This is a genomic window from Shewanella sp. SR44-3 (genome assembly GCF_014163735.1).
Taxonomy (GTDB): Bacteria; Pseudomonadota; Gammaproteobacteria; order Enterobacterales; family Shewanellaceae; genus Shewanella.
Genome location: NZ_JACJDV010000058.1, coordinates 1 through 12,453, shown reverse-complemented (window position 1 = coordinate 12,453; position 12,453 = coordinate 1). Strand labels below are relative to the sequence as shown.

Genomic DNA, 12,453 nt, shown 5'->3' with positions numbered 1-12,453 from the left:
AACGCCGATGTGCAGTATTTGGCGGAAGGCGAAACCAAGGTTGAGACCTTTGTGGTATTGAGTGCCGATGGCACGGAGCACACGGTCACCATCACCATCACCGGCACCAACGACATCCCTGAGATAATTACCACATCGAATGCAACGGTTTCAGAAGAAGGCTTAATTAATGGCCTAGTTGATAATCAAGGTAATACAGATACAACCAATGCGACAATTGCTACGGGTATTATTAATATTCAAGATGTTGATGGAGATGCATTAACCGTGTCTCTTTCAGGACCTAGTGGCTTCACTTCAGGTGGGGATACAATTGCCTGGATATGGGACGCAAACAGTCAAACATTGACAGGCTACACTGGCACCTTAGGCTCAACGTCTTACTCTGCAGTGATGACTATAGTATTAGACTCACCCACAGGCGGCTCATCTGGTAATTGGAACTATACATTAACTTTACTTGATGTATTAGATCACCCTATTACTACAGAAGAAGATAATTTGTCACTCCAACTTGGAATCAATGTAAGCGATGGTACAAGCTCAACAACGGGTAGCTTTAATATTGTTATAGAAGATGATGCACCTGTATTAACAGAAAGCTCTGCTGTTGATGTAACAACAATTGATATCCCTAACTCATTAATTGGTAAATTCGATTTAACCAGTAACAGCGGTAATCACAGTGAGTTAGATTTTAATGGATTCACCATTACCGCCAAAGGTTTTACCTCTTCCACTAATTCGGCATTAATTGATACGAATATATACGGTACAGGCTCAGGTATTGGTGTGAACAGTGTGGGCTCACCCTATCACAATATTTCCAATGAAGTTGATTTCAGGAAATTTGCTGATGGCTCGTCTGCATCTGAAGAAATTGTAGTCACACTAGACCCGCATACCGTAGCTTACGGTGTAAAAATCGAGTTCACTAAAATGTTTGGTGGAGAGTTAGAAAGTGGAATCGTCGAGTTTTGGCGTGATGGTCAGCTAATTTCCACTCAAACCTTTAGCTCTGATGCCAGTAATGGCGATTATGCAGCGAACTTCCAAGTTCTTGACGGAGGCTTCGATACTATGATTATCAGAGCCACAGATAACGGGAAGAATAACCCGCTTGATAATAGCGACATGACCATTAAATCGATTGAATTTATTGGAACTGACGCCCCTGTAGCTATGGCTTACGCAACAGGAACCGTTACGCCTCAGTGGGGAGCAGATGGAAAAGGACTGTTAGAGCTACTTGGAAGTAATGAAACTGGTCTACAAACTGCAGATGGTGAAGCGATTACCATTACTATGGCAGGCAACACTTTAGTTGGCCGAACTGATGCTGGCGATTTAGTCTTCAAACTTGAGTTCACCCCAGGTACAGGTCAGTGGGATTATTTCCAATATGAGGAAGTCCTTTCACCGGCTGGTGATGGCGATATTGATTTTACAGTTAGAGCAACAGATGGTGACGGCGATTATGTTATATCGACCTTCTCAGTGAAGCCCTTATTAGATACGGTTCCCCCAACTGTACCTAGCGTTCAAATTCTAGATGATTTGAATAACAACGGTCTGTTAACCAATGACGAAATAAATAATGATGGCGTACAAGTTCAAGTTAACGTTAGTCACGCTGAGCTTGCTATTGGCGGATATGTAACGCTAAACATTAATAACGCTGGGGTGCCCGAAACCTTCGAGTTAAAGCTAACGCCCACGGGGGAGTTGGTAAATTTAGATGGTTCGACACCTAGTACCAGTTTTAGCTACAGCAATGGGGTAATTACGTGGACTGAGACTGCACCTGATTCAGGTCAATCAATCACTGTAGATGCCACTCAAACAGATCTGTCTAATAACACTTCAATCAGTGCAACTGATACTGCAGAAGTTAGAATTACCTATGAATATGTTCCTGGTACACATGGTGATAATAACATCACAGGTACTGAAGCAAATGACGTTATCGTCAGTGACCAGACGGGGATACAAGTTGTTGATGGAAAAGACTATAACATTGCCTTTATCGTTGATACTTCCGGTAGTATTGGTGACACCGCACTTAGTATAATGCGGACTCAGTTAACAACTGTGTTTAATACGCTAAAAGCCAGCGCAACAGGTGACCACTCAGGCATAGTAAAGATTTTACTCATAGATTTTGATACAAACCTTCAATTTGCTGTGTCAGTCAATTTAGCCGACTCAAATGCACTTGCTACATTGACGAACTCTCTCGGTCAAATGGAAGCAAGAGGGACGACAAACTATAAAGCAGGCTTTAATGCAGCAACTAACTGGTTCTCTGGCTTAACTAATGGTGAGAATTTAACTTACTTTATTACTGATGGTTACCCCAACAGTAATGCAACTTACGAGTTTTCTCTTTTAAACGATATATCGAATGTAGAAGCTATCGGCATAGGTAACGGTATTAATTACAATACACTGAAAAACTATGACTCGGATCAAACTCCTATCACTGATGTTAATGCCAATGAGCTTGCGGCTGTAATCCTGGGAACAGAAACACAGTTACTGCAAGGAGATGATATTGTTAATGGTGGTGCTGGTAATGATATTATTTTTGGTGACTTGACCCAGTTTGCCGGAGTTGGCGGCCAAGGCTACTCAGCACTCAAACAATACGTTGCTCTAAAAACAGGCATAGACGTGAATGATGTTGATATTAAAGCGGTACATAACTATATAGCTAATAATATCCACGAATTTAATCTAGCTAATGTTAATGATGGTGATGATATTCTACGTGGTGGTAATAGTAATGACATCCTATTTGGCCAAGGCGGTAACGATTTATTAATCGGCGGTGATGGTGATGATATCTTAATCGGCGGCTTAGGTAACGATACCTTAATCGGTGATGCTGGCAAGGATACCTTTGTTTGGTCAGCTAATGAGACAGGGACTGATCATATAACCGATTTCAATGTTACAGAGGACAAATTAGACTTGAGTGACCTGCTTGTGGGTGAGGAAAATGGCAACTTAACAGATTTTCTAAGCTTTAGTTTTAATAATGGCTCAACCACTATCACCATTGATACAGACGGCTTAGGGGCTGGAACCACAAGCCAAGTTATTGTTCTCGATGGAGTTGACTTATCTGGCATCTATGGCAGCAGCGATGAAGGTACTATCATTAATGGGCTATTAAATACAGACGGGGCATTAATTGTAGATACCGTCGCAAGTACTACAGCACCAGCGATAAATATTGATATGAGCGGACCTTTAGATAAATTACAACACATAGTGTAATGTGATTTAAGGGTTAACTATAAAAACGGCTTATAGCAATATAAGCCGTTTTGATAAATACTTTACATAATAAAAACTATTCAAGGATAAGTATTAAAGGTGTCAGCAATTGCCCCTAAAAACCAAGAACAGTGGACCATATCTGCCTCTCAAAAAGTCACTGTGGATCCCCTTCTTGATTGTCTTGTATTACTTACAGACCACTTTGGCAGTCCTTGCTCGAGTGATTCACTTACCGCGGGCTTACCTTTAGATAGTGCAATTATATCTCCAGAGCTATTACCTCAAGCGGCAGCTAGAGCTGGACTTGCAGCAAAGTTATCTCGCAAAGATCTTAATCAAATGTCTGGAATAATGCTTCCATGCATCTTGCTATTAAAAGATAAAAAAGCCTGTGTGCTAAGGGAACTTGACTTAGATAGCGACCGGGCCACCATTCAACTACCTGAAACTGGTGGTGAAGAAATACTCACTTTAGGCGACCTAGAGTCACTTTATGTAGGTTACTTATTCCTAATCAAACAAGAGTACAGAGGTGATAAAAGTTTTGATGTCCATATTCATGACAACACGACTCACTGGTTGTGGCAGACAGTAAAAGAATCGGCACCTATTTATAGAGACGCACTCCTTGCTTCCGTATTAGTCAATTTGTTCGCACTTGTATCACCACTTTTTATCATGAATGTGTATGATAAAGTCGTACCAAATTTAGCGTTTGAATCTTTATGGGTGTTGGCGATAGGTGCAGGTATCGCTTATATTTTTGATTTTGTAATGCGACAATTACGCAGCTATTTAATCGATATTGCAGGTAAAAAAGTCGATATCATCGTTTCGTCAAAGCTATTTTTTAAGGCTATTGGTATTCCACTATCAAAACGCTCCCCAAGTGTTGGTGGTACCGCAAGGCAGCTGGGTGAATTTGATAGCATACGTGAAATTCTGGCTTCTGCGACAATTACTACTTTAGTCGACTTACCCTTCGCGATATTTTTTATCATTATTATTTATATTGTTGCTGGAGATCTCGCATTAATCCCAGTGGTAGCAAGTATCTTAATTATCGGTTTTACTCTTTATATTCAGCCTAAATTAAAAGCCGCAATCGAGGAAAGTAACCGTTTTTCTAGCCTTAAACATGGGCATCTGATTGAAAGCTTGACCGCTATCGAATCGATTAAAGCCAATGGCGCAGAGGGTCTCGTTCAAAAAAGCTGGCAACAGATGATAGGTCATACTGCAAACTGGCAGCTTATTACCAAAAAGCTCACCAACCATGTCACCCATGTAGCGAATTTTATTGTCCAATTCAGCGTAGTCTGTATTGTTATTTTAGGGGTCTATCGCGTTGCAGATAATGAAATATCTATGGGTGGTATTATTGCTGCGGTAATCCTGGCTAGCCGTGCTATTTCTCCTATGGCGCAGCTTGCAGGCTTGATTACTCGTGGTAATCACACCGCGAGTGCATTGAAGCAACTTGATCAAATAATGACTCAAGAAGATGAGTTTGAAAATAAAGGCCACCTCGCTAGCCAGCATAGGCTCCAAGGAAAGATCACTGCTGATAACATTGCCTTCTGCTTCCCTAATTCAGAAAAGCCCGCACTTCATCCCATGTCCTTGACGATACAACCTGGGGAAAGAGTCGCCATTATTGGCCGCAATGGTTCAGGAAAAAGTACCTTAGCTAAAATGCTAGTAGGCCTTTACCAACCCACTCAAGGCAGTCTTCGTTACGATGGCCTAGATTCAGGGCAAATTCACCCTAGCGACCTTCGTAGAAACTTCGGTTATTTACCACAAGATGTGACGCTTTTTCATGGCACCATTAGGGATAATATTTTATTTGGTACCAGACAAGTCACTGAACATCAACTCATCAGAGCGGTGCAGCTTTCAGGAGTCAGCATGTTCACAAACCTGGAGTCTGAAGGGCTCGATCAACAAGTTGGTGAAGGTGGATTATCTTTAAGTCGCGGTCAACGCCAAACCGTTGCATTAGCTAGAGCCACCCTCAATGACCCGCCGATCCTCATGATGGATGAACCCACTGCGAGTCTAGATGCTAGAGCTGAAAAGCAATTTATTCGCTCAATGCAGCATGTGTCAAAAGACAGAACTTTATTGCTGATTACCCATAAAACCCATCTGCTAAAGTTAGTCGATAGAATTATCGTGCTAGATCGAGGACATATTTTGGCTGATGGCCCTAAGAAAGAAGTGTTAGAGAAGCTTAATTATGGCTTACTCGCGGGAGCGCAAGCCAATGAGCAATAAACTTACCAGCCAAGATCTAGAAATGGTTAATGATGTCTATGGCGCTATGCTAACGGATGCACCTACTGGACACAGACTTATCATCTGGACGCTTACAGCCATGATGGTAAGCTTTATTCTATGGGCATACTTTTCTGAATTAGATCAAGTTACTACAGGAACTGGAAAGGTTATCCCTTCGTCTCAAGTGCAGTTAATTGACAGTTTAGACGGTGGTGTATTGCAGGAAATTTTCGTTGAAGAAGGAGTACTCGTCACTAAAGGTCAGCCGCTTGCTCGCATAGATGACACTCGTTTTCGCTCCGATTTTGCTCAACAGGAGCAAGAAGTTTATGGCTTACAGACAAATATATTAAGAATGCGCGCTGAATTGGATAGCATACTTATCTCTGATATGTCAGCAAACTGGCGAGAACAAGTACTGATCACTAAACAAGATCTTGTTTTTCCGGATGAACTTATACAGCAAGAAGCTGCATTGGTAAAACGTCAGCAAGAAGAATATAACGGCCGTTTAGATAATTTAAGCAACCAACTTGAGATCTTAGTTCGCCAAATTCAGCAGCGTCAGCAAGAAATTGAGGAACTCGCATCAAAAATTTCGACGCTCACCAAGAGCTACCAGTTAGTTTCTAGAGAATTAGAGCTGACTCGCCCCCTTGCGCAAAAAGGCATAGTGCCTGAGGTTGAATTACTTAAGCTCGAGCGTACCGTCAACGATATTCAAGGCGAGCTTAAGACCTTAAGAATTTTACGCCCTAAGATGAAGGCTTTAATGGATGAAGCAATCCTTAAAAGACGTGAAGCTGTTTTCATCTATGCTGCAGATTTACGTGCGCAACTTAATGAATTACAAACTAAACTATCAAGAATGAACCAAGCTCAAATAGGAGCGTTCGACAAAGTCAGTAAGGCTGTGATTACCTCCCCAGTGAACGGGACGATAAAAACAATACATATCAACACATTAGGAAGTGTTGTTCAGCCAGGAGAAGAAATAATTGAAATTGTTCCGTCAGAAGATCAATTACTGATAGAAACAAAAATCACTCCAAAAGATATTGCATTTTTGCACCCAGGCTTACCCGCAATAGTAAAAGTCACGGCCTATGATTTTACGCGTTATGGCGGATTAAAAGGAACTGTAGAACACATCAGTGCCGACACATCTCAAGATGAGGAAGGCAATAGCTTTTACACCATTAGGGTAAGAACCAAAGAATCTAGTTTAATAAAAGACGATGGCACGCAGATGCCAATCATTCCCGGGATGTTGACTAGCGTTGATGTCATAACGGGAAAAAGATCAATACTTGAGTACATCTTAAATCCAATACTAAGAGCAAAAGATACAGCGCTAAGAGAGCGCTAGGCTAGAGAACCTGGAGGGTTTTTTACATGAACAAATACACACATACTGGTCTTAAATTAACAGCGGTAGCCTTGGCTATTATGCTGTCATCGACAGCGCAAGCACAAACACTTGAGCAAGCCGTTGCGCATACTTTGGATAGCAATCCAGAATTGCGCATCGCTTTTAATCGCTTTAAAGCCCGTGAAGAGCAAGTAAACCAAGCTTATGCCGGCTATATGCCAACGGTAGACGTTTCCGGTGGCTATGGCTGGGAGCAAACCGACAGCGTATCTACACGCCGTCGAGTCAATGGCCCAAGCCAAGGGGATGTCGATTCTGACGGTAAGATCGATCTTGAACGTGGTGAACTTGGCATAAGTATTAAACAGATGCTGTTTGATGGTTTCTACACTAGCAGCGAAGTGGATCGTTACTCATTTGAAGCAAGTTCAGATCAATGGGCATTATTTGCTGCAGCAGAAGATATAGCACTAGAGGTGAGTAAAGTTTATTTGAACTTTATCCATACTGAGCAAGTATTGAATCTTGCAGAAAAGAACTTACTAAGTCATAAAGATATCTACGATCAAATTAAACAAAGAACCGATTCTGGTTTAGGTTCAATCGCTGATTTATCGCAAATATCTGGGCGTTTAGCACGGGCAAATGCCAATGTTATTTCTGCTAAAAACAACCTATTTGATGCCAAAGCACAGTTTATTCGTGTCGCTTCCGCTGAGCCTGAAAGCTTAATAATGCCGGTACCTGATGCAGATATGTTACCAGCAGATATAAGCCTAAGCTTAAAGTTAGCTGAAAATAATCACCCAATCCTTAAGTCAGCGGCGAGTGACATTGGCGCAGCCAAAAATGAGCGCGCTTCAGCCCAGGCTAACTACTACCCTAAAGTGACTCTCGAGGTAAACGGCGGTTGGAATAACAACACTAATGGTGAAGATGGCTATAGCGCTATCAATAGCCAAAATGTCAATGGATACACCAATGACTTAGCCGCTATGGTTCGGGTCAGATACAACCTATTTGCCGGTGGTAAAGATCTCGCGCGCACTAAAGAAACCGCTTACAAAATCAATGAAGCTAAAGAAATCCATGAACGCGCCCATCGCCAAGTCGTTGAAGGGGTGAATTTAGCTTGGAATGCTTATGAACTATTAGCACCACAAAAGCAGTATATTCGTGATCACGTTGTTGCAGCCAAAGAGACTCAAGTTGCTTATTCACAGCAATTTAATTTGGGTCAGCGCACATTGCTCGATTTACTTGATACAGAAAATGAGCTATTCGAAGCACGTAAAGACTACTTACAAGCTGAATATGATGAAACCGTTGCTCAATACCGTGTACTTAATGCTACAGGGCAATTGCTAGATTCTTTACGCGTGACACGCCCTTCTGTATGGCAGGGAGAGCGTCAATATGAAGGAGGAGTAGGCGAATGAATAAATTACTAGTATTACTCATGATTGCACTCACTGCGGGCTGCGCTACCAATGACTTAAGCTCAATGGATACGCCTACTAAGCAAAAGTTCGATCTAAACGATCAAGATAGAGACGGTGTTATCGTTGCCCGTGAACGTTGCCCAGAAACAATAACTGGCGCGACGATTAGCAACGAGGGTTGCGGCCAAATTAAACCCATCCATGAGCGCCAAGAGCTAAAAATCTTGTTCCCAACTAATTCTTATGAACTGGATCCGCAATATTATGGCCAGATAGAGTTAATTGCCAACATGATGAAGCAATACCCCGGCACGACGGTGACCATTGAAGGCCATTGCAGTAAGAAAGGTAGTCATGAGTTAAATATGGTTCTATCACAAAATAGAGCCAACACAGTAACTCAGGTGCTATCAAGCCGCTTTGGCATAGCTTCAAGCCGCTTAAAGGCTATTGGCTATAGCTTTGATAGACCTGTAGATATGGGTGATAGTCCTGAATCCCATAGACGTAACCGTCGCGTTATTGCCGAGATTAGTGGCGAAGACACTGCAGCTGATATGAAGTGGAATATCTACACTGTAGACCAGCAAGTAAACTAGTTATATGTGACTGTATCGTTCACACTGAAATAGTCGGTATACTTGCAACGAAAGGCATTTGTTTTTATTTCAGCCATGCTGAATATCAACAAATGCCTCTTCGTTATTTACATGCCTAACGATAAACAAAGGAAAGGGAATTATTGGTCTTATTCACCAAGCTGAAAACTAAATCTTTGAGTATGAGAGCCTGCCAGTTATCTCTGCTGACATCGGTTTTACTAGGGTCATGCTTATATGCATCACCCACTCAGGGATTAAATTCTGCAAAAATCATTTCCACTTTGACAGCACGTTATGGAGAAAGAGCAGGTTTGCGTGCCAACGCTTGGTTTAAGATGTTAAACAAAGCAGAGCATGTCGATGAGTTAGAAAAATTAAAAATGGTAAATCAATTTTTTAATTTATTTCGCTTCATCGAAGATAAAGTTCTTTGGGGAGATTCTAATTATTGGGCTACGCCAATGGAATTTATAGGTGTGAATGGTGGAGACTGTGAAGATTTCTCCATTGCTAAATATTTCACTCTACTACAGCTCGGCGTAAGTGAAGATAAGCTGCGGATCACTATGGTAAAAGCAACTACAATGAATCAATATCATATGGTGCTCGCTTATTACCCTACGCCAAGTGCAATACCCCTAGTATTAGATAACCTTGATCGAGAAATAAAACCTGCAACCCAGCGTAATGACTTATTACCTGTATACAGTTTTAACGGTAAGCAGCTTTGGCTAAACAAAGAAAAAGGCCGCGGCGTATTAGCAGGTTCTTCATCTCGATTAAAGAAATGGAATGACCTAAAACACAGGTTAGGTGTCGACAGACTGCGCCAACCAAAATTAAAAATGGAGTAGTGACAAAGATGACCCTGTTCCGTCAGATCTATGCGTTATTGTTCGGCCTCTTCTTGCTCACCATTGCAAGTGTCGCTTATGTACAATTTCACGAAACGCAAAACTTCTTAGTTCAGCAAATGGACTCAGATCTAAATAATGCCAGTAATTCACTGGGGCTGATGCTAGTGCCTGTATTAGAAGCTGGGGATGCAGCAGGTGCAGAAACACTGGTTAACGTCATTTTTGAGGGTGGCTATTACCAACAAATCAAGCTCACTTGGCTCGTTGATGGTAAACAACAAGTTTGGAATAATGCTATTCGCATAGAAAATGTCCCCCAATGGTTCATTGACCTAGACATTTTTAGCACCATAACCAAGCAAAGCACTATCACCTCAGGCTGGTTACAATTAGCAGAAATAGAAATTACCGCTCACCCAGGCTTTGGTTACCATGAGCTGTGGCGCATTATTACCAATACCATCATGGTGTTTGCTGTATTGTTCTTAATCGCTATTATATGTGCACGTATCGGGCTTACGTTAATTCTAAAGCCATTACACAACCTTTCTGAACACGCTCAGAGAATCGCAAAGCGTCAGTTCGGCCCAGATATGCCAACCCCTAAAACAGAAGAGCTTAAAGAGTTAGTGCTAGCCTTTAACAGTATGTCATCTCAGCTAAAACAAGTATTTAGTTCATTGGATGAAGAAGTCTCTGCATTAAGAAAAAAGAATTTAGTCGATCAAGTATCCAATCTTCCCAATCGTCAGTACATGGTAAGCCGTTTAAATGGTTGGCTGACAGAGCCTAGTGGTGGTGCACTATTCCTCGCTAAGTTTGATTGGCTTGAGGAAGTCCATAGTAAATATGGTTATCAAGTCAGAGATGAAACCATTCACTTATTAGCGCAAAAGATGGAACAGCATCTACAAGAAATAGCGCCTTCTGTGATAGCTCGTATTGCTGCTTATGAATTCGCCTTTTTAGTCGAAGATGTTGAACACGATCAACTTAATAAATACTTACAAACTCTTATACGCACACTAAACAAAGAAATATCCAAAGCAGGTTGTAAGCCTAATGAAGGCTTTGCCGTAGGTGTAGCCGAACGATTTGGGCAGATGAAAGTTGCTGACATTATGGCCCAGGCTGATAATGCGCTGCAAAAAGCCCTACTAGAAAATAAAGTTTTCCACTGGTTTGAAACCTCACAACAACAACTCTTTAGTCGTGAAGAATGGCGAGAAAACCTCACTTTAGCAATTAATGAGAAGCAATTTCAGTTCAGATGGCAACCAATCCAGTTCTGTGATAGTCAACAAATTAGCCAGCGTGAACTTTATTGTCAGCTTCAGTTAGGTGATAAGTTGCTCCATGCAGGACAGTTTATGCCCTATATAGAATTGCTATCATTAGGATCATTACTTGATAAATGCTTAATCGAAAAGGTTGGTGAATCTAAATTACTTGAAAGAAACTATGAGCCAATTGCCATTAACTTAACCCATAACAGTATTGGTGATACTGATTTCCATCAGTGGTTAAAACAAGTATTACGATCTACCCATCACGCAGAGAGGATGTGCTTTGAAATTCCAGAAGCCAGTGTATACAGTGATTTGAGCTCCTGTGAAAAACTATGCAACATTATCAGGGACAGCGGTGCACATTTTGGTATAGATCATTTCGGCAGACAATTTGGTTCCATGGCATACTTGCAAAGCTTACGTCCAAGCTATGTAAAACTCGATCAATCATTTGCTTATATCGACGATAATCAACATAACAGTGAACTGTGTCGTGCCTTAGTTAACGTTGCTAAAGGCTTGGATATTCAAGTTATCGTCACAGGTATTCAAGAAGAGGAGCAGCTAGAGCGCTTTAGAACATTAAGACTCGACGCATACCAAGGTTTTATCGCCCCACCGGTAAATGTGAAGTCCTAACACATACAAAGCCTCATAAGAGCACCAGTACGCTGGTGCTTTTTTATATCTGCAATTTATTCATCATGAAACTAGCCGTTCCTGTAAAGGCAAATGAATGCTGGTCAATAGATTTTATGAGCGATAACTTGTTTTCAGGAAAGTCGTTAAGAACGTTTAATGTCATTGATGATTATCATCGTGAGACTTTAGTTATCGAAGTCGATTTGAGCTTACCTGCTCAGCGAGTGATACGCGTGCTTAACCGGATTACCACCTATCGCGGTTATCCAAAGCGCTTAAGACAAGATAATCGGCCAGAGTTTATCTCACATGCACTTGAGATGTGGGCCGAACAACACGGCATTACGTTAGATTTTATTAAGCCAGGGAAACCGACGCAAAATGCGTATATTGAGCGATTCAACCGGACTTATCGAAATGAAGTACTAGACTGTTATTTGTTCAATAGCTTGATTGAAGTTAGGGAAATCACAGATAGTTGGATTGAAGAATATCATTATGATCGGCCACATGAATCACTGAACGATCTACCGCCCAAGCTGTATGAGCGATTAAATGTAAGCGTCTGGGCAACTACACCTATCTTTTAAAATTCCATGGTAACAGGCTGTCTATATCCGGTGCTGGTTGGCACAGTTCATTAAGGCAAGCCATGATGTAATCAAATGGGACTAAGCCATT

7 protein-coding genes and 1 pseudogene are annotated in these 12,453 nt (G+C 41.4%); all 8 read left to right on the top strand.

Annotated elements, in window-relative coordinates:
- The coding region (locus tag H5073_RS17205; RefSeq protein WP_182680798.1) for a type I secretion C-terminal target domain-containing protein at positions 1–3,282 on the top strand (3,282 nt) is incomplete at its 5' end.
- Between the two features lie 99 nt (positions 3,283–3,381).
- The gene (locus tag H5073_RS17200; RefSeq protein ID WP_182680797.1) at positions 3,382–5,565 is read left to right on the top strand and encodes a type I secretion system permease/ATPase; all 2,184 of its coding nucleotides are present in this window, start codon (positions 3,382–3,384) and stop codon (positions 5,563–5,565) included.
- On the top strand, positions 5,555–6,937 hold the full coding sequence (locus H5073_RS17195) for an HlyD family type I secretion periplasmic adaptor subunit (protein ID WP_182680796.1): 1,383 nt from the start codon (positions 5,555–5,557) through the stop codon (positions 6,935–6,937). Before H5073_RS17200 ends, H5073_RS17195 begins: the two co-directional genes overlap by 11 nt.
- 26 nt (positions 6,938–6,963) lie before the next feature.
- The gene (locus H5073_RS17190) at positions 6,964–8,379 is read left to right on the top strand and encodes a TolC family outer membrane protein (protein ID WP_182680795.1); all 1,416 of its coding nucleotides are present in this window, start codon (positions 6,964–6,966) and stop codon (positions 8,377–8,379) included.
- The gene (locus H5073_RS17185) at positions 8,376–8,981 is read left to right on the top strand and encodes an OmpA family protein (protein WP_182680794.1); all 606 of its coding nucleotides are present in this window, start codon (positions 8,376–8,378) and stop codon (positions 8,979–8,981) included. The genes H5073_RS17190 and H5073_RS17185 overlap by 4 nt, the downstream gene beginning before the upstream one ends.
- 182 nt (positions 8,982–9,163) lie before the next feature.
- Positions 9,164–9,838 (top strand): transglutaminase-like cysteine peptidase, encoded by a 675-nt coding sequence (locus tag H5073_RS17180; protein WP_182680800.1) that lies wholly within the window; start codon positions 9,164–9,166, stop codon positions 9,836–9,838.
- Positions 9,839–9,846: 8 nt separating this feature from the next.
- Complete coding sequence (locus H5073_RS17175) at positions 9,847–11,769, top strand: EAL domain-containing protein (protein WP_182680799.1); 1,923 nt, start codon at positions 9,847–9,849, stop codon at positions 11,767–11,769.
- A 71-nt stretch (positions 11,770–11,840) separates the two neighbouring features.
- A pseudogene (locus H5073_RS17170) lies at positions 11,841–12,362 on the top strand (integrase core domain-containing protein); the annotation flags it as partial.
- Between the last annotated feature and the right edge of the window lie 91 nt (positions 12,363–12,453).